The organism is Acinetobacter sp. D009, from assembly GCF_038562025.1.
GTDB classification, from domain to species: domain Bacteria; phylum Pseudomonadota; class Gammaproteobacteria; order Pseudomonadales; family Moraxellaceae; genus Acinetobacter; species Acinetobacter pittii.
In genome coordinates this window covers 2,303,942-2,322,934 of the sequence record NZ_CP151886.1, presented here as the reverse complement: position 1 = coordinate 2,322,934, position 18,993 = coordinate 2,303,942, and the positions used below count along the sequence as shown (strand labels likewise).

General features: G+C 41.1%; 14 protein-coding genes. 9 read left to right on the top strand and 5 right to left on the bottom strand.

The window, feature by feature from the left end; all coding sequences use genetic code 11:
- Positions 1-27: 27 nt before the first annotated feature.
- Positions 28-816, bottom strand: coding sequence for an enoyl-CoA hydratase (locus tag AAC388_RS11030; RefSeq protein ID WP_068528600.1), 789 nt, complete (start codon positions 814-816; stop codon positions 28-30).
- A gap of 311 nt (positions 817-1,127) precedes the next feature.
- Between AAC388_RS11030 and AAC388_RS11025 the strand changes: the two genes are divergently transcribed.
- From AAC388_RS11025 to AAC388_RS11000, 6 genes are read left to right on the top strand one after another with little or no spacing between them, the layout of a single operon-like run.
- Positions 1,128-2,282, top strand: coding sequence for an acyl-CoA dehydrogenase family protein (locus AAC388_RS11025; RefSeq protein ID WP_005069932.1), 1,155 nt, complete (start codon positions 1,128-1,130; stop codon positions 2,280-2,282).
- 57 nt (positions 2,283-2,339) lie between these two features.
- Positions 2,340-3,623 carry an MFS transporter gene (locus tag AAC388_RS11020; protein WP_206257375.1) on the top strand — a complete coding sequence of 428 codons (1,284 nt, stop codon included), beginning with the start codon at positions 2,340-2,342 and terminating at the stop codon, positions 3,621-3,623.
- Between the two features lie 47 nt (positions 3,624-3,670).
- Positions 3,671-4,339: a 3-oxoacid CoA-transferase subunit A gene (locus AAC388_RS11015; RefSeq protein ID WP_000608703.1), complete on the top strand. Its 669-nt coding sequence runs from the start codon at positions 3,671-3,673 to the stop codon at positions 4,337-4,339.
- Positions 4,339-4,992, top strand: coding sequence for a 3-oxoacid CoA-transferase subunit B (locus AAC388_RS11010; protein ID WP_342370600.1), 654 nt, complete (start codon positions 4,339-4,341; stop codon positions 4,990-4,992). The genes AAC388_RS11015 and AAC388_RS11010 overlap by 1 nt, the downstream gene beginning before the upstream one ends.
- 37 nt (positions 4,993-5,029) lie before the next feature.
- Positions 5,030-6,346, top strand: a complete 1,317-nt coding sequence (gene dcaP, locus AAC388_RS11005) for an outer membrane trimeric porin-like protein DcaP (RefSeq protein WP_342370599.1) — start codon at positions 5,030-5,032, stop codon at positions 6,344-6,346.
- Between the two features lie 18 nt (positions 6,347-6,364).
- Entirely contained in the window at positions 6,365-7,582 is a 1,218-nt protein-coding gene (locus AAC388_RS11000; protein ID WP_342370598.1) for an MFS transporter, read from the top strand.
- A 20-nt stretch (positions 7,583-7,602) separates the two neighbouring features.
- Here the strand turns inward: AAC388_RS11000 and AAC388_RS10995 are convergent, their stop codons facing one another.
- Positions 7,603-8,052, bottom strand: coding sequence for a PaaI family thioesterase (locus AAC388_RS10995; protein ID WP_342371576.1), 450 nt, complete (start codon positions 8,050-8,052; stop codon positions 7,603-7,605).
- Positions 8,053-8,356: 304 nt separating this feature from the next.
- Here AAC388_RS10995 and AAC388_RS10990 point away from each other — a divergent pair, with 304 nt between their 5' ends.
- Complete coding sequence (locus tag AAC388_RS10990) at positions 8,357-10,159, top strand: acyl-CoA dehydrogenase C-terminal domain-containing protein (protein WP_342370597.1); 1,803 nt, start codon at positions 8,357-8,359, stop codon at positions 10,157-10,159.
- Positions 10,160-10,355: 196 nt separating this feature from the next.
- On the top strand, positions 10,356-11,159 hold the full coding sequence (locus tag AAC388_RS10985) for a thioesterase family protein (RefSeq protein WP_029424162.1): 804 nt from the start codon (positions 10,356-10,358) through the stop codon (positions 11,157-11,159).
- A 60-nt stretch (positions 11,160-11,219) separates the two neighbouring features.
- Here the strand turns inward: AAC388_RS10985 and AAC388_RS10980 are convergent, their stop codons facing one another.
- A complete protein-coding gene (locus AAC388_RS10980; protein ID WP_342370596.1) occupies positions 11,220-14,702 on the bottom strand; it encodes an indolepyruvate ferredoxin oxidoreductase family protein in 3,483 nt (1,160 codons plus the stop codon).
- A gap of 204 nt (positions 14,703-14,906) precedes the next feature.
- On the opposite strand from AAC388_RS10980, the gene AAC388_RS10975 reads away from it, so the two are divergent.
- The gene (locus tag AAC388_RS10975) at positions 14,907-15,848 is read left to right on the top strand and encodes a LysR family transcriptional regulator (protein ID WP_086376486.1); all 942 of its coding nucleotides are present in this window, start codon (positions 14,907-14,909) and stop codon (positions 15,846-15,848) included.
- Between the two features lie 251 nt (positions 15,849-16,099).
- Here AAC388_RS10975 and AAC388_RS10970 read toward each other — a convergent pair whose 3' ends face one another.
- Both AAC388_RS10970 and AAC388_RS10965 read right to left on the bottom strand, forming a co-directional pair.
- A complete protein-coding gene (locus AAC388_RS10970) occupies positions 16,100-17,002 on the bottom strand; it encodes a hydroxymethylglutaryl-CoA lyase (protein ID WP_342370595.1) in 903 nt (300 codons plus the stop codon).
- Positions 16,999-18,990 carry an acetyl/propionyl/methylcrotonyl-CoA carboxylase subunit alpha gene (locus AAC388_RS10965; protein ID WP_342370594.1) on the bottom strand — a complete coding sequence of 664 codons (1,992 nt, stop codon included), beginning with the start codon at positions 18,988-18,990 and terminating at the stop codon, positions 16,999-17,001. The genes AAC388_RS10970 and AAC388_RS10965 overlap by 4 nt, the downstream gene beginning before the upstream one ends.
- Positions 18,991-18,993 lie beyond the last annotated feature (3 nt).

The window sequence follows — 18,993 nt, the reverse complement described above, 5'->3', positions numbered from 1 at the left end:
TCATTCCTTTGTTATTATGGTTTTAAATTATTTACCTTGATAAGATGGTTTACGCTTTTCGATAAAAGCTTGAACGCCTTCATTTTTATCTTCGGTAGAAAACAGTAACTGGAATGCTTTTCGTTCTAGCGTTAAGCCTGCATTTAATGGAACATCTTCGCTCATCAGTGCAACTTCTTTAATTTGTTGCAGAGCAATAGGAGGCATTTTGGCTAGGCTTTGTGCCATTTGAATTGCAGTTGGGATGGTCTGGTCATCTTCTGTGACTTGTGAAACAAGACCGATGATATGAGCTTCTTCAGCTTTCACCATGGCACCCGTCATAATCATGCGCATGGCATGGAATTTACCGACAGCACGAAATAAACGTTGTGTACCACCAGCACCCGGCATTAAACCGACTTTAATTTCTGGTTGGCCAAAGGTTGCGCCTTTACCTGCAATAATAATGTCAGCATGCATTGCAAGTTCACAGCCACCACCTAATGCATAGCCATTTACAGCAGCAATCACGGGTTTAGGACACTGAGCAATCGCATTCCAATAACGTTCGGTATGGCGCAATAACATTTCTGTTGAAGTTGCGGTTGCCATTTCTTTTAGATCTGCACCTGCGGCAAAGACCTCTTCACCACCTGTGAGCACAACCGCATTGATCTCATCGTTAAAACTTAATTCGGTAAAAGCTTGTGCTAGTTGTTTGCGAACCTCTGTATTCAATGCATTTTTTGCTTCAGGTCGGTTTATTTTTACAATCGCTATTTTTTGAATAGAAAAGTCGACTTCTACGAAATTATTCCCTATTGATACACTCATTTTTGAATTCCTTGTTTCGCACATCAAAACTATATTCCTTTTATGATGCTTATTTTGGAATTTATTTCAAGTCTTATTTAGTCCATTAGAGCAATTATGATTTATTAAATAAGCTAAGTATTTGATATTTCGTAATGGTGTATTTTTAAATTTCGTTTAACGAAATTAATTTTCAAAAAAGCTTGAAATTTGTATTTTTGTTCTCGTACTATGAAACACATCCGCAGTAAACAAGATTTAAAACATGGTATCCAGACAAGCTGGAGATGGCTGATGGGTGCGATGGAAATACATAAAAAGGGAGATCACAGATGATCCGTGATGAAGGGATGTTGGAGCAGTTACTTTCAACAATTCGAGATTTTGTAAAAAATGAATTGATCCCTCGTGAAAACGAAGTGGTAGAGAAAGACAAAATTCCAGATGACATTGTGCAGCAAATGCGTGAGCTTGGTTTGTTCGGCCTCACAATTCCCGAAGAATATGGTGGCTTAGGTATCACCATGGAAGAAGAAGTCAGAGTTGCATTTGAACTTGGACAAACTTCACCGGCTTTTCGTTCTTTAATTGGTACTAATAACGGTATTGGCTCAAGTGCAATTTTGATTGATGGCACAGAAGAGCAAAAGCAAAAATATTTACCGCGTTATGCAAGTGGCGAAATTATTGGTTCATTTTGTTTAACCGAGCCTGAATCTGGCTCTGACGCTGCCTCTTTAAAAACCAGTGCAATGAAAGATGGCGACTTTTATGTGTTAAACGGCACCAAACGTTTTATTACCAATGCACCTCATGCTGCAACTTTTACCGTAATGGCGCGAACCAATCCTGAAATTAAAGGGTCAGGTGGCATTTCAGCTTTTTTAGTCGAGGCAAATACACCAGGCATTACGTTAGGCAAAATTGACCAAAAAATGGGGCAAAAGGGTTCGCACACCTGTGATGTGATTTTTGAAAATTGCCGTGTGCCTGCTTCTGCATTGATTGGTGGCGTAGAAGGTGTTGGTTTTAAAACGGCCATGAAAGTACTTGATAAAGGTCGTTTGCACATTGGTGCCTATAGCGTGGGTGTTGCCGAACGCATGTTAAACGACGCATTGCACTATGCGATTGAGCGTAAACAGTTTGGTCAACCTATTGCAAACTTCCAGTTGATTCAAGCCATGCTTGCCGACTCAAAAGCTGAAATTTATGCAGCTAAATGTATGGTCCTAGATGCAGCTCGCCGCCGTGACAATGGCGAAAATATTAGTACAGAAGCATCTTGCGCAAAAATGTTTGCGACTGAAATGTGCGGACGTGTTGCTGACCGCTGTGTACAGATTCACGGTGGTGCGGGCTATATCAGTGAATATGCCATTGAGCGTTTTTATCGTGATGTGCGTTTGTTCCGCTTATATGAAGGAACCACGCAAGTTCAACAAATTATTATTGCTAAAAACATGATTAGGGAAGCTACAGCCTAATAAAAAACAAATGCCATGAGGCATTGGATGCCTCATGTTCCTTCTGAGGATATGGACATGACAACAGAAACAGTTGCACAAAATACGGCTAGCAGTGAAGCTATCCAGACACCAAAAAAGATTTGGATTACCGCATTTATATTCGCTTTTTTAACATTGTTGTGTGATGGGGCAGACTTAGGTTTTTTGGCATTAAGCCTGACCAGTCTTAAAACAGAATTTCATTTAACGGGTGTACAAGCTGGAACATTAGGCAGTTTAACACTTTTAGGTTCAGCAATTGGTGGCCTGATTGGTGGTTGGGCGTGTGACCGTTTTGGGCGGGTCCGCATTATCGTGTTCTTTATTGCTTATTCTTCAGTTTTAACCAGCGCACTGGGTTTTACTGATTCTTATATGCAATTTGCAGTTTTAAGAACTTTTGGAGCGATGGGTTTAGGTGCGCTCTATATTGCTTGTAATATTTTAATGTCAGAAATGGTGCCAACCAAACATCGCTCGACTGTTTTGGCTACTCTCATGACGGGTTATACCTTAGGTTCTTTGTTAGCGACCTTATTGGCAGGACATATTATTCCTGAGCATGGCTGGCGTTTCCTATACTGGATTGCAATTACGCCTGTGGTGTTATCAATTTTAATGCACTTTTGTGTACCTGAACCTGAGTCTTGGAAAAAAGCACGTCAATTAAATGCGCTAGAAGTCGCTCAAAGTAATCAACTTAAAAAACGTCAAAACCCATATCTTGAAATTTTAAGAGATAAGAAACACGGCACCATGTTTGTTCTTTGGATTATTAGTACTGGTGCATTGCAGTTTGGTTATTACGGCGTAAGTAACTGGTTACCGGCTTATTTAGAGTCTGATCTTGGCATCAAATTTAAAGAAATGGCCATGTATATGGTTGGTACTTTCCTGATTATGATGTTTGCCAAAGTGATTGCAGGGATTGTTGCCGATAAATTAGGGCGCCGTGCTGTATTCGCTTTCGGAACCATTGGTACAGCCTTATTTATTCCGGTCATTGTCTATTTAAATACACCAACCAATATTTTATGGATGATGCTGTTCTTTGGTTTCCTTTACGGTATTCCGTACGCCATTAATGCTACCTATATGACGGAAAGTTTCCCGACTTCGATTCGAGGTTCGGCAGTGGGCGGTGCTTATAACATTGGCAAAGTACTTTCTATTTTCTCTCCATTAACAATTGGTTTTCTATCGCAGAACGGTTCTATTGGCTTAGGGCTTTTGGTGATGGCTGCGGCTTATTTTATCTGCGGTGTAATTCCATTGTTATTTATTAAAGACCGACTATTTAACCCGCAAAAGGCAGAGTGACAGATCAATCTGTCACCTTAAATTAAGGATGAAAAGGGACAAGTGAGATGATAAATAAAATCACCAGTGACATTGAACCGATTTTAAAAGCTATTCCTGATGGAGCAACCATCATGACTGGCGGGTTTGGTGTAACGGGGCAACCTGCTGAATTAATTGAAGCCTTAATCGATTTAGGGAAAAAAGAACTGACCATTGTAAATAACAATGCGGCTTCTGGTGATCGTGGTTTAACAAATCTGATTATTGCCGGTTGCGTTAAAAAAATGATTTGTTCATTTCCGAAATCTGCGGGGTCAACCGTTTTTCAAGACTTATATAGAGCGGGAAAAATTGAGTTAGAACTGGTTCCACAAGGTAATTTGGCCTGTCGTATTCAGGCTGCAGGTGCAGGTCTCGGTGCTATTTTTACGCCGACTGGTTATGGCACCAAAGTTGCCGAGGGTAAAGAGACCCGAACCATTAACGGTAAAAACTATGTGCTTGAGTATCCACTTGAAGCTGATTTTGCACTGATTTATGCCGATAAAGCCGACCGCTGGGGCAATTTAACTTACCGTAAAGCAGCTCGTAACTTTGGGCCAATCATGGCAAAAGCCGCTAAGACCACGATTGTTCAAGTGAATGACACCGTAGAGCTAGGAACGCTTGACCCGGAGTGCATTATTACACCGGGAATTTTTGTTCAGCACGTTGTAAAAGTAGGAGATATCTAATGTCAGTTCAAAAGCGTTCTCGTGAAGATATTGCCAAGCTCATTGCCAATGACATTCCTGAAGGTTCTTATGTCAATTTAGGGATTGGCTTACCAACCAACGTTGCTAAATTTTTGCCTAAAGACAAAGAAATCTTTCTACATTCGGAAAATGGGGTTTTAGCTTTTGGTCCACCACCACAATCTGGTGAAGAAGACCAAGATTTAGTTAATGCTGGAAAAGAACTCGTCACATTGTTAGATGGTGGATGCTTTATGCATCATGGCGACTCGTTTGACATTATGCGTGGTGGCCATCTGGACATTTGTGTGATTGGTGCATTCCAAGTTGCGGTAAATGGAGACTTGGCAAACTGGCATACAGGTAAGGCAGATGATGTACCAGCAGTCGGCGGTGCTATGGACTTGGCGGTCGGCGCAAAAACGATTTATGTCTATATGGAACATGTCACTAAAAAAGGTGAGTCCAAAATTGTAAAAGAACTGAGCTATCCAATGACTGGTGAGCAGTGTGTCAATCGTATTTATACCGATTTATGCATTATTGAGCTCAAAGACCAAAAAGCTTATGTCACAGAAATGGTGGAAGGCCTAAGTTTTGATGAATTACAAGCAGTCACCGACTGTGAACTAATCGATGCACGTGTAGCCTAAATACACACGGAAAAAATGCTTCTTTAAGGATTAAAAGATGAAAAAATTAATTTTAGCTGCAGCTTGCGCTGCGGCTTCAGGGACTATTTTTGCAAATTCTTCAGATACGACAGAACAAAGAATTAATTTGCTAGAAACCGAGCTGCAAAAATTAAAAGCAGAACTTGCTGCTCAGAAACAAACTCAAAATAATTTACAGGTCAAACAGGTAAAGATCGAAGAGAACATTGAAAAAACTAAAGCGACTGTAACAGAGAAGCCTGTTGCTCCTTCGTGGGTCACTTGGACGGATAATGTTAAGGTTTACGGTATTGCCCGTATTGATGCAGCGGTTGATTTCAAATCATCACCAGACTCGGGCGGTAGAACGACCAGCAGCCTGTATCGAACACCTTTTGAAAGTGAAAAACGTTCAAATCATGCACGTTCGGATGCCATGATTAATGCAAGCCGACTAGGTGTTTATTTTAATAGTCGTAATAAAGCGGTTACTGGAAATATTGAAGCCGATTTCTTCGATAGCTCTAACATGGGAACGGGGGATGGTAAATTCCGTATACGTCATGCTTTTTTCACCTATAAAGACTGGACCTTTGGTCAAACATGGTCACTCATGTCCAACATGGAAACCCGTACTGAAGCTGTTGACTACACTCAATTTGTGGGAACTTCTTATACACGTACTCCTCAAATTCGCTATGACTGGAAAATCGATGCCAATAATGATTTAAAAGTAGCCTTAGAATATACAGGTTCGAGAGTCTCGGCATTTCCAACTTTAACGGGTCGCTATAGCTTTAAACAAGGCCCTTTAACGGCACTTGCTCAAGGCTTTATTAATGAAAAATCTACAGATGTCGCAACTGCCACGGTGAAGAAAGTAAGCTGGGGCGCTGGAGGCGGCTTAAAATATCAACTCTCCCCTCAGCAGTCGGTACAAGCAAATTATCAATATATTGTTGGTGATCAAAAATTTATGCCTTATACCACGCAAAGTGGTTTGGCAAATTCAACAAGTTTAAATGCCGCGGGTGATTTCTCTTTAAACGAAGACAAAACAGATTTGGTTATGAATAAGTTGAATAGCATCAATATTGGTTATTCATATAAATTCAATGAGCAATGGCGTGCAAACTTATCGGCTTCGATGTTTGATTATGATGACGACACTGCTTATGCCAAACTCAATCCAGATGCCAACAAACGTCTAACGGACTACGCAGCTAACGTCTTTTATTCACCGATTGAGCAAATGGATATTGGTATGGAATATCATCAAGGCAAACGAGAAGTGTTTGATGGCAGAACCGCTGATGTATCACGTGTAAACTTTGTATCGATGTATAAATTTTAAAATAGGGCGTAGTTAAAAATGGAAAAAATAGTTGAGCCCAATGCAGAAAATATACTGTCAAAAAGCTTTATTTTTATCATGGCAATGACATGTGGAATTTGTGCGGGTTCAAACTATTATAACCAGCCCTTAATCTATTCAATTGCAGAAGCATTAAAAGTTAATGCTGATCAAGTCGCTTTAACCATTGTCATTAGCCAACTGTCATATGCAGTTGGCCTTTTTATATTAGTTCCCCTAGGCGACTTTTTTGAAAAGCGCAGTTATATTTGCTTGCTCATGTGTTGTACGGGGCTTGCACAAGTAGGGTTATCCTTAAGTCAAACCTTGCCAGCTTTATATGGCTTTACCTTTTTAGCCACATTCTTTTCGATTGCAACTCAAGTTTTAGTTCCTTTCGCCGCAGGTCTAGCTAGTCCGAAAAAAAGCCCTCAAGTTGTAGGCACTCTCATGAGCGGTTTGTTCTTAGGAATATTGTTGGCGCGTTCTATTGCAGGCTTGCTTTCTACAGTTTGGTCTTGGCATGCGGTTTATTTAATTAGTGGAATCGTCATTTTGGTGTTTGCATGGGTAATGTGGGTGAAGTTACCAGTTGCGCGCAAATCCCACCAACTCAATATTCTACAGATTTATGGTTCATTATTTTCATTAGCAGCTCATCAGCCTCATTTACTGCGCCGTGGTTTGGCTGGGGGAATTGGCTTTGGAATTTTGGCTCTGATTTTTACCACCATGACTTTTATTTTGGCGAATGATCCTTATCACTTTAACGATTTCCAGATTGGTTTATTTGGGATTGTTGGACTGGCAGGTGTGTTTGCGACCCCTTGGGCAGGTAAGAAAATTGCGGCAGGGCTTGAGAATAAAATTGCAGTGATTTGCATGGGCCTATTAATAAGTGCATGGATACCACTATTTTTTGCGCAGCAGTCTCTGGTGGCCTACGCTGTAGGGGTTATTATGGCGTATTTTGGTTTATCGGCATTTCATGTACTTAATCAAAATCTGGTCTATCGAATTTCGGCCGAGGCACGTTCACGTATTAACTCAATTTATATGACCTTATATTTTGGTGGAGCCGCCTTAGGTTCTTTTATTGCAGTTTATGCATGGAAACACTGGGGATGGGAAGCGTGTGCTGCTTTAGGTTTAGCGATGGCAATATTAAGTTTTATGATTGATCGCTTAGATTTTTATGAAATGAACAAAATTGCAAAGCAAGAAAAAGCTCCATAAACAGGAGCTTCAATATTTTATTATTTGCGAATAATCATTAAGGTTGCCGAGGCAAAAGCATACACTTTGCCGCTTTCATCTACGATTTTTCCTTCGGTACTAATAATATTGCGGCCCGCATTAATTAATTCGGCTGTCGCATAGTAAGACGTATCAATTTGCATAGGACGAATCATTTTTACATTTAAATCAATGGTTCCATAGCCGACGCCATGTTCGAGCAATGTATGAGCTGCACTGCCAGTAGCTGTATCTAAAGCTGTGGCGCAAAAGCCACCGTGTATACCGCCTTGAATATTTCTATGTTCTTTGCGAGGGGTAACTTTATAAGTTGCTTTACCTTCGGAAACTTCAACGAGTTCCATTGGTATGGTGTGAGCCATAGGTGATGGAGAAACTTCACCATTTTTTAAAGCGGTTAAAAACTCAAGACCTGTGTATTTCGGGCTTTCCATGAATCGTCCTTGGATAATTAAGCAATCTAATCACCATACTATAAATTGATTTTTTACGGAATAAAATTTTGCAATACAAAATTTAAATTTATTCTTATTAATAAGTGCTAATTACTTTCCATTCTATATTTATTTTTTTAAAACAGGTATTTATGCTTTATATCTATTTTTGAGTTACGATAATTTGTTGAATTAGTGAAAATATATTTTGCTATAAGAAATTTTTTGATATTTTGGTGAGATTGAAACAATAAAAGTCCATTTTAAGGAAAAACGATATCTGCCCATGACACAGGCAGAGAGGTGAAAGGAAAAAACTATGCCTTTATATAAAGCTCCATTACGCGATATGCAATTTGTACTGCATGAAATGCTTCAAACAGAACAGAACTATCAAGGTTTAAGCAAATATCAGGAAAGCGTAAATCGAGAATTAATTGATCAATACTTAGAGGCAGCAGCAGATTTTTGTGAAAATGAATTGGCGCCCATAAATCAAAATGGCGATCAGGAAGGCTGTCATTTAAATCAAGGCGTAGTCACAACGCCGAAAGGTTTTAAAGAAGCCTACCAAAAATATGCTGAGCTTGGGTTTACCTCTTTAACTGCTGACCCCGAATATGGTGGACAAGGCTTACCGACATTGTTGCGGATCGCTATTTCTGAAATGTTATGTGGTTCTAATTGGGCTTGGGCGATGTATCCGGGCTTGTCTCATGGGGCAATGAGAACCATTGAGCATCATGGCACTGAGCAACAAAAACAGAAGTTTTTGGCTAAGCTCATTAGTGGTGTCTGGACTGGAACCATGTGTTTAACCGAGTCACATGCGGGTTCGGACCTTGGATTAATTAGAACAAAAGCAGAACCAAATCCGGACGGTAGCTACTCCATTACGGGTGAAAAGATTTTTATCTCGGCGGGTGAGCATGATCTTTCAGAAAATATTATTCATATTGTTTTAGCTCGTTTGCCTCAAGCACCCGCAGGGACCAAAGGCATTTCTTTATTTATTGTGCCTAAATTTAATGTGAGTGATGATGGTCAGGTGCTGGACCGTAATAAAGTCGTTTGTAGTGCGATTGAACATAAAATGGGGATTCATGGAAATGCCACCTGTGTACTGAATTTTGATGGTGCCAAAGGTTATTTGATTGGTCCTGAAAATCGCGGGCTCAATTGTATGTTTACCTTTATGAATACTGCACGCATTGGAACGGCAGTACAGGGGCTTGCTGCTTCTGAAATTTCATTTCAAGGCGCATTAAGTTACGCCAAAGAGCGCCTTGCCATGCGTTCGCTATCTGGTCCTAAATATCCTGAGAAAAATGCCGACCCAATTATTGTGCATCCCGCTGTACGTTCGATGTTAATGACGCAAAAAGCGTTTTCTGAAGGCGGCCGTGCGTTGGCTTATTTTTTAGCTCAGCATGTCGATATTGTTGAAAGCTCAAATGATCAGGAACAGCAAAAACACTCCAATGAATTACTGGCTTTTTTAACGCCAATTGCCAAAGCTTTTTTAACCGAGTCAGGTAATGAGTCTGCCAAGCATGGCATTCAAGTATTTGGCGGTCATGGCTTTATTGTTGAGCATGGAATGGAGCAAATTGTACGTGATGCGCGTATCTCAACATTGTATGAAGGAACGACCGAAATTCAATCTTTAGATCTACTTGCACGTAAAGTCCTCAAGTCAGAAGGCAAACTTCTAAAAAATATGACGGACTTAATTGATCAATTTATTGGTCAACAGCAATCAAATGAAGTGCTGACACCTTATTTAGAAAAATTAGCTGAGCTTAAGCAACAATGGTTGTCACTGACCAAAACGATTGCTGACAAAGCCAAGCACAACCCAGAAGAAATAGGAGCCGCTTCAGTAGATTATCTTTATTTTTCCAGTTACGTTGTGTTCGCGTATTTGTGGGCCCGAATGGCACAAGTTGCCCATGAAAAATTAGAATCGGGTACACAAGAGGAAGATTTTTATAAAGCAAAATTAACGACAGCTAAGTTTTTCTATCAAAAACTTTTACATCGTACACAGAGCCATGCCGCTTCTATTGAGTCTGGAGCTGAATCTGTGATGGAGCTCGATCAAGATGCTTTTGCATTTTAGTGAATGGTAAGTTCTAGAATCACTGGGTGAAATTGAAATGCGGAATTTTACCTAGTGATTAAATTTGTAATTTTAGACTCATCAGTTTTTGGTAGGAAAAACCAGTTGAGCCAAAGAAATAGAGGGTTAACATAAGCATTAAAACGTGAATTTTCATCAAATATAGATGTTGCATAAGGACTACGGAAAGAAAATCATGAATGCTTATTATCAATTACTGAATAGAACAATTGGTCCTCAAGGTGAAGTTATTGCTCATTATTGCTCAACTGTTCATGCACAAGGAGCTTGGAACCCTCATGAACAGCATATGGCCCCTGCAAGTGGTGTAATCGCAGCTGAGTTAGAGCAGTTTTCACCACGACAAGATATGCGAATTGGCCGAATTAGTTTTGATATTTTTGGATTGATTGCATTTGGTGAGTTTACGATTAAGACACATGTCATTCGTGCCGGTAAAACCATTGAATTGATTGAAGCTGAAATGCAAGCACAAGGTAAAACCTGTATTGTGGCTAGAGCATGGCGCATGTGTACTCAAGACAGTTCCGATATTGCTGGGCTTGAAGATCAGCCAGTTCACCATCCAGATACTTTTACAGAATGGACGGGTATGAAAAGATGGCCAGGTGGCTTTATTCAAACGCTAGTCACTAAAACGGATGATCAGCATCGTGCGGGTAAAGGCATTGTTTGGCTCAATAATGATAAAGAAATCGTGGAAGGGCAGCCGACCACAGATTTTGCCCATTTAATTGGCATGGTAGATGCGGCAAACGGCATTGTCCCAAGACAAGAAGGCGAATTTACTTGGGGCTTTCCAAATCTTGATTTACAAATCCACATGCACCGTTATCCGCAAGGGAAATGGCTAGGTTTGGAAACCGTTCAGCAATATGGTTCGGATGGTATTGGTTTAACCAGTGCAGTTTTACATGATGTGTATGGTCCATTTGGACGAAGCGAGCAGATTTTGACTTTGCGTAAAATGACTAAATAAATTTTTGAGCCAATAAAAAAGTCATCCCTAAGGATGACTTTTTTATTTTGAGATTTAATTTTAGTTACGGACTTTTAGCAGTGTTGGTGTAAGTTCATCCCAACGTTGTTTTGCAGCATCCATTGCTTTCATTTTGATATGACCATAACCGCGGACTTCTGCTGGTAATTTTGCAATTTGTTCAGCAACAGCCAAGTTATGATTGTCTGGTGCTTCAACAAGTGCTTCAACAAATGAGATGTAACGGTCACGCCAAGCTTGTTCGTGTTGACGCTCTTCTTGACGTGCAAATGGGTCAAGGAAAGTTTCACGAAGCCATTGTAAGCGAGCAAGCATCATCATTGGGAAGCGCATCCAGTAACCAAACGCACGTTTACGGACATTTTTTAGACCACCGAGTAATGCTGGTGGGGCAAGGTGATACGTTAAACGTAAGCCTTTACCAAACTGGGTTTCAATTGATTCTTTGAAGCTCTTACCTGTTAGTAGACGAGCAACTTCATATTCATCTTTATACGCCATAACTCTATAAAGCTGAGTTGCAATCGTACCTGTTAACTCTTCTGGTAGTTTTTTAGCTGCAAGTTCTACAAGCGTACGGTATTTACTTGCGTAAGCTTCATTCCAATAGTCTGTTAGACGAGCAGAACGATCTTCAACAAGTTCAGCCAAAGTTTGCGGAGTTTTGGTTTTTGGCATTGCCGCAACTAAACGTGCAGCTAAAGTTGGATCACTTGCAAGATGACAACCCACGCGGAAAGCTTCGAGGTTCTTTTCAACAGCAGTACCATTTAAGCGAATTGCTTTTTCAATGCTTTCACGCAGTAATGGAATACGACCAGATTGCCATGCCATACCGAGTAATAACTGGTTGGTATAGATTGAATCACCTAGAAGCTGTGTTGCAATGCGAGCCGCTGGCAGAGAAACCAGTTGACCTTGACGAACACGACCACGAAGACGGTCTATTAAATCGCTAATAGGCGCATACCAGTCACGAGATTTAATAAACTCAGAAGTAGGCGTACTGTCTTCATTCACAATAACTAAAGCATCATCTTTTAAGCGAGATAGAGCAGCGCTACCACCAGCGACTACCGCATCTGCACCAATCAATAATTCACATTGACCTGCCGGAATTTTGGTAGAAGAAATTTGTTCATCACTTGCCGCAAGTTGAACGTATGAATAAACCGTACCACCTTTTTGAGCAAGACCTGCCATGTCCATAACACGTGTGGCTTTACCTTCTAGATGAGCTGCCATACCAAGAAGTGCACCAATGGTCACAACACCTGTACCACCAATACCACCAACCATAATACGACTTGGAACGTCATATAACTGAGGAATGACTGGTGCTGTTGGCCAGTCTGCGCCAATGCCTTCAAATTTAGCTGGACGTTTCATATCACGTGTATGAACTGTCACAAAACTTGGGCAGAACCCTTCGGCACAAGTGAAGTCTTTGTTACAGCTACTTTGGTTAATTTGACGTTTAGTACCTAATGCTGTTTCTACTGGCTCAATAGATAAACAGTTTGATTTTTTCGAACAGTCGCCACAGCCCTCGCAAATATCACTATTAATGTATAAACGCTCAGCTGGGTCAGGGTACGCATCACGTTTGCGACGACGGCGTTTTTCGCTGGCACAGGTTTGTACATAAATTAAAGCGGTGACACCTGTAACTTCACGAAGCTCACGTTGAACTGTATCGAGTTCATTACGGTGGCGAATTTCGACACCCGGTGCAATGCCATCTTCTTCGTTTAATAGTTTAACTTCATCAGTAACAATAACTTGTTTTTTAATGCCTTCGGCAGCAAGCTGACGAGTTAACTGCGCAACGCTCAAATGACCATCTACATGCTGACCACCTGTCATAGCGACTGCATCGTTGTAGAGGATTTTGTAGGTAATATTGGTTTTTGCAGCAATAGACTGACGAATTGCTAAATAACCTGAGTGGAAGTAAGTTCCGTCACCAAGGTTAGCAAAAATATGTTTTTCATTAGTAAATGGTGATGCACCCACCCAACTTACACCTTCACCGCCCATTTGAGAGAATGTTTCGGTACCGCGGTCAAGTGAAACTGCAATATAGTGACAACCAATACCACCTAGTGCACGGCTACCTTCGGGAACTACGGTTGAAGAGTTATGTGGGCAACCACTACAGAAATATGGTTTACGTTCTGCAAGATCAATAACACGTTTTGATTCTTGCTCTGCTTTTAGCAGTAAGTCGATTCTGCTTTGGATTTGTGCTTTTAAGCTTTCTGGAATATCAAGTTTTAAGAAGCGAGCAGCCAGCATTTTTGCAATGGGTTCAGGCTGATACTCATAGTGACCAATGAGTGGTGCTTCTTCAATAGAAGTACTCCATTCACCTTTGCCGTCAGTTGCTTTACCAATCACATGTGGGCGTTTACTATCAGGCAGTGAGTACAGCTCATCTTTAATTTGTGTTTCAATAATTGGACGTTTTTCTTCAATAACGATCAGTTCTTGTAAACCTTCAGCAAACTCGCGAACGCCTTGAGGTTCTAAAGGCCAAATCAGACCAACTTGATAAACACGTAGACCAAGCTGCTGAGCAGTTTCATCTTCAATACCTAAAATGCGTAAGGCTTCAATGGTATCTAAATAACCTTTACCACTTGCGGCAATACCGACACGGGCATTTTCACAAGGCCATGTAACAGTGTTGATTTTGTTGGCGCGGGCATAAGCCAAAACAGCAGGTAAACGGTATTTATAAAGGCGTTCTTCTTGCTGAATACCATGATCTGGCCAGCGAATATTGACGCCACCCTCTGGGAAATTGACATCTTCTGGTATAACCGGAGTAACACGGTCTAGGTCGACATGAACAGAAGCAGAAGTTTCTACAATTTCACTGACGAGCTTCATTGAAGACCAAAGGCCAGAAAAACGTGAAACAGCAATGGCGTGAACACCAAAGTCTAAAATTTGTTGAACGGATGTTGGGTAGAAAATTGGAATACCGCAACCAATCATGACATGTTCAGACTGGTGAGGGATTGTAGAAGATTTACATGAGTGGTCATCACCAAATAAAGCAACGACACCACCACGTTCAGAGGTACCAGCTAAGTTAGCATGGCGGAGTACGTCGCCTGAACGGTCAACACCCGGGCCTTTACCATACCACCATGAAGACACTCCATCATATTTACCTTGGCCTGAAAGATTAACTTGTTGGGTACCCCAAATTGCGGTAGCAGCCAAGTCTTCGTTTACACCAGGTTGAAATACAACATTATGGGATTTAAGTAATCCTTGAACTTGCCAAAGGAAACTATCATAGTTACCAACAGGAGAACCGCGATAACCAGAAATAAAACCAGCAGTATGATAACCATTAATCGCGTCACGGCGAGTTTGGGCAAGAGGCAACCGAACAAGCGCCTGAATGCCAGTCATATATGCTGTACCGTTATCACTTACATATTTATCTTCAAGTGACACATCCTTTGTTGCAATAATATTTGGAGTGACTTTTGTAGCTATATTCATTTATATCTCCTTAGAATTTTTAGTAGCTCGGACTACTTTCTTTTTTCAACATCCAGTTGAATATTTGGAGCAAGTGACATACGAAATAAAAAAAGATCGGTTCCTCTTCTTTAAAAGAATTAGTGCCAATGTATGTACATTTAGTCATTGTGGTTGATCTAAACTGGTGCAACAATCCGTAATTTAGGAAAACATATTTACGTTATGCGCAAAAATCTCGATGGTGGACTATTGCATGCAATGCATGCATTCCTGAAAGTGATTGATAGCGGGAGTTTCACAGCAGCAGCTGAGCAGATGGATCTGACCACAGCACAGGTTTCACGTCTTATCAGCGAGCTAGAAACACGCTTAGGTACAAAATTAATACAACGCTCAACGCGCCAGCAGGCACTGACCGATATTGGTGCGACTTACGCAGAACGCTGTCGTCAAGTCATTTCAATGGTGGATGAAGCGGAGTCGGAAGTAACAGGAACAGCATCTAAACCCAAAGGCCGTTTACGTGTATTAAGCATGGGAAGCTTTGGGCATCATTATGTTTTTCCAGTGATGGCCGAGTTTTGTAAGCATTACCCTGAACTAACCGTGGAATATACGACTTCACAGTACGTTCCAGACTTGTTGGCAAAAGGGGTGGATGTCAGTCTGTATCTGACCGAATCATTAACAGATTCTCGTTTTGTTGCACGTAGAATTGGCACTATTTTTTCTGTTTTATGTGCATCACCTGCTTACCTAGAAAAACATGGTGTGCCTGAGTCCCCTGAAGACTTAAAAGATCATGCCTGTTTACGCTTGGTAAACCCGTCTATTACACCAGATTGGCACTTATTAAATACAAGTGGTGAGTCTTACCAAATCGACATTGGCGGGCAACTCATCGCAGATAACCCTGAGTTATTATTAGATGTGGTGCAACAGGATATGGGCATCGCGTTATTACCGATGTTTTCGGCTTTAGATGCGGTTCAAAATGGAAGATTATGTCATATCTTGCCAGAGTGGCGTTCACCCGACATCGGAGTTTATACCTTGTTGCCTTCACGCCATTTTATCGATGCCAAAACACGTGCATGGTTAGATTGGGTGGAAGAATATATTTCCCCAAGAATTGAAATGGATGCATCTTATTTTTATAAATAATCAGATAAATTTTTAAGGACTACAATTGAAAAAGGATGAAGAATAATACGGATTTAGAACAAAAATAGGGTAGAGAATGCTTCTTTTGAAAGAGGCATTTAATACAGAGATAAATAATAGATTTTAAAAAAATTGCATGAGGGATTTAATCCCAAATCCTGAACAGAATGAGATAAAGATTAGACGTGATAATCTGGTACTCAGCCTAATATTAAGCTTTATACCAGATGCTGAGCTATTTTAATTTATGACTACGCACACTTGGTTTGCCAATAAGCATTTGCATAATTCGACAAGCTTTTTCGGTTTAATACATGGCTAATATTTTGGCTGGCTTGCATCAGTTTCTCTAAGTCAATGCCCGTTTCAAACCCCATGTGCGACAGCAAATAAAACAAATCTTCGGTCGATACATTACCTGAGGCTCCTTTGGCATAAGGGCAACCGCCAAGTCCTGCAAGAGACGAATCAAAAACACGAATACCTTGTTGTAAAGACTGATAAATATTGGCAATCGCCATGCCGTAGGTATTGTGAAAATGCCCAGCCAAAACCTTGCTGTCGAGTTCAGCGAGGCATGCTTGCCAAACCTTTTGAACGCGATCTGGTGTTGCTGTACCAATGGTTTCACCTAAAGATACTTCATAGCAGCCCATGTCATAGAGCCGTTTCACAACTTTCACCACTTGCTCAGGGGCAATTGCACCTTCATAAGGACAGTCGACAACGCAAGAGACATAACCACGTACACGGATGTTATGTGCTTTTGCCGCGCTCATGACATCGCTAAATTTCTCAAAGCTTTCGTCAATTGAGCAGTTAATATTTTTACGGGTAAAGCTTTCAGAAGCTGCGGTAAACACCGCAACCTCTTTACATCTTACTGCTTGAGCAGTTTCAAAACCTTTAATATTTGGAGTGAGCAGGCTAAATTGCACATCAGTTGTTTGGGGTAACAGCTTAAATAGCTCATCACTTTGAGCCATTTGAGGTACCCATTTTGCCGAAACGCATGAACCGACTTCAATCGATTTCAGACCTGCATTAATAAGGTCATTAATAAAGTTTAAGCGTTGTTCGACAGTCAAAGCCTGCTTTTCATTTTGGAGGCCGTCTCTGGGACCGACCTCCACGATTTTGACAAACTCACTCATGCAACTTCCTCCTGAGCAGGCTGAAATTCTACAAGCTCATCGCCAGCTTTGACCTGATCACCAACTTGGAAGTAGGAGTCTACAATTACGCCATCTTTAGGGGCACGGATGGTATATTCCATTTTCATGGCTTCAAGCGTCATTAAAATATCGTCTTTCTTCACGCTATGATTTGCGCTCACAAGTACTTGAGTGACCACACCTGGCATTGGTGCTTTTAGGTGGCCTTCATCGGCTTGGCTATCTGCCTGATTAAAGTCTTGGCGAATATAAGCAAACTTATAGCTTTGTCCATTTTGGAACAAGGTAATGCCTTGCTGACTTTGGTTAAAAGACAGTTTTTGCTGAGTCCCACCAATTTGAACAGACGCCGTATGCGCATCAAGCAATTGACCAGAAATCGGGTAGCTTTGCCCATTATATTCTGCGGTGAAGCCATCTTCATTTGAGGCAAACTTGATTTGGATATTTTGAGTTAAGTAATTCAGTTTAATACTGTGCTGATAGGCAATATTTAAACGCCAAAGCGGCTGAGCCTGCCAAAGCTGTTTTTGGCTTGAGCTGTTGTTATTAAGTTTGCTTAGAAACTCAATAAATGCTGCTACCACCACAAGTTCAGGTTTGATCTCTTCAGGATTAAACAAGAAGTTTTGTTCACGTTGAATCAGGTTGGTATCAAGCTTGGCTTGTTTAAACGATTCGCTGCGTACAATTTTTTCAAGAAAGGCAATGTTGTTACCTAAGCCATCCACATGGAATTGGCTTAAAGCATTTTGCATTTGAATAAGCGCAGCTTCACGGTTTTTGCCCCATACGATCAGTTTGGCAATCATTGGGTCGTAATAGGTCGTGATTTCATCGCCTTCAACAATACCGCTATCTACACGCACATATTGGTTTTGCGTTGGGTAGTGCAGATAGTCAATTTTACCAATGGCAGGTAAAAAGCCTTTTTCAGGTTCCTCAGCATAAATCCGTGCTTCGAGCGCATGTCCGTGAATCTGCAATTCGTTTTGTAGTTTAGGTAAAGGTTCGCCATAAGCCACACGAAGTTGCCATTCAACCAAGTCTTCACCTGTAATCATTTCGGTGACAGGGTGCTCGACTTGTAGGCGGGTATTCATTTCCATGAAATACGCCGTACCGTCTTGTTCCACAATAAACTCAACCGTACCGGCACCGACATAATTTACCGCTCGTGCAGCATCAATTGCAGCTTGGCGCATTGCATCGAGCTTCTCGCTTGGCATTTGTGGTGCAGGAGCTTCTTCTAGCACTTTTTGGTGACGGCGTTGTACAGAGCAGTCACGTTCAAATAAATGCACGTAGTTGCCATGTGTATCGCCAAAAACTTGGACTTCAATATGGCGTGGTTGAATCACATAACGCTCAATCAAGACATCATCATTACCAAAGCTCGATTTGGCTTCACGTTTACAAGAGGCTAAGGCATGCAGAAAATCTTCACTGCGTTCAACCAGACTCATGCCTTTACCACCACCGCCGGCACTGGCTTTAATTAAAACAGGATAGCCAATTCGGTCTGCCTGTTGTTTTAAAAAGTCGGCATCTTGGTTGGTTCCGTGATAACCCGGTGTTAAAGGAACACCTGCTTTTTCCATTAAAGCTTTAGAGGTCGCTTTTAAGCCCATTGCTAAAATGGCATCCACTGGTGGGCCAATAAAGCAAATATTGTGTTGTTGGCAAGCGAGTGCAAACTGGTCATTTTCAGAAAGGAAGCCGTAGCCCGGGTGAACAGCCTGGCTGCCCGTATCAATTGCTGCCTGAATAATGCGGTCAGCTTGTAAATAACTTTGGGTTGCAGGGGACTGGCCAATATAAACTGCTTCATCTGCAAGTTTGACATGTTGCGCGTTTGCATCTGCATCTGAGTAAACAGCAACCGTTGCAATCCCTAATTTTTTAGCTGTACGAATCACACGGCAAGCAATCTCGCCACGGTTCGCAATTAAAATCTTTTCAAACATGAT

Coding starts and splice junctions, on each gene's coding strand:
- AAC388_RS11030 (WP_068528600.1), bottom strand. CDS start 816: ATGAGTGTATCAATAGGGAATAATTTCGTAGAAGTCGACTTTTCTATT.
- AAC388_RS11025 (WP_005069932.1), top strand. CDS start 1,128: ATGATCCGTGATGAAGGGATGTTGGAGCAGTTACTTTCAACAATTCGA.
- AAC388_RS11020 (WP_206257375.1), top strand. CDS start 2,340: ATGACAACAGAAACAGTTGCACAAAATACGGCTAGCAGTGAAGCTATC.
- AAC388_RS11015 (WP_000608703.1), top strand. CDS start 3,671: ATGATAAATAAAATCACCAGTGACATTGAACCGATTTTAAAAGCTATT.
- AAC388_RS11010 (WP_342370600.1), top strand. CDS start 4,339: ATGTCAGTTCAAAAGCGTTCTCGTGAAGATATTGCCAAGCTCATTGCC.
- dcaP (WP_342370599.1), top strand. CDS start 5,030: ATGAAAAAATTAATTTTAGCTGCAGCTTGCGCTGCGGCTTCAGGGACT.
- AAC388_RS11000 (WP_342370598.1), top strand. CDS start 6,365: ATGGAAAAAATAGTTGAGCCCAATGCAGAAAATATACTGTCAAAAAGC.
- AAC388_RS10990 (WP_342370597.1), top strand. CDS start 8,357: ATGCCTTTATATAAAGCTCCATTACGCGATATGCAATTTGTACTGCAT.
- AAC388_RS10985 (WP_029424162.1), top strand. CDS start 10,356: ATGAATGCTTATTATCAATTACTGAATAGAACAATTGGTCCTCAAGGT.
- AAC388_RS10980 (WP_342370596.1), bottom strand. CDS start 14,702: ATGAATATAGCTACAAAAGTCACTCCAAATATTATTGCAACAAAGGAT.
- AAC388_RS10975 (WP_086376486.1), top strand. CDS start 14,907: ATGCGCAAAAATCTCGATGGTGGACTATTGCATGCAATGCATGCATTC.
- AAC388_RS10970 (WP_342370595.1), bottom strand. CDS start 17,002: ATGAGTGAGTTTGTCAAAATCGTGGAGGTCGGTCCCAGAGACGGCCTC.
- AAC388_RS10965 (WP_342370594.1), bottom strand. CDS start 18,990: ATGTTTGAAAAGATTTTAATTGCGAACCGTGGCGAGATTGCTTGCCGT.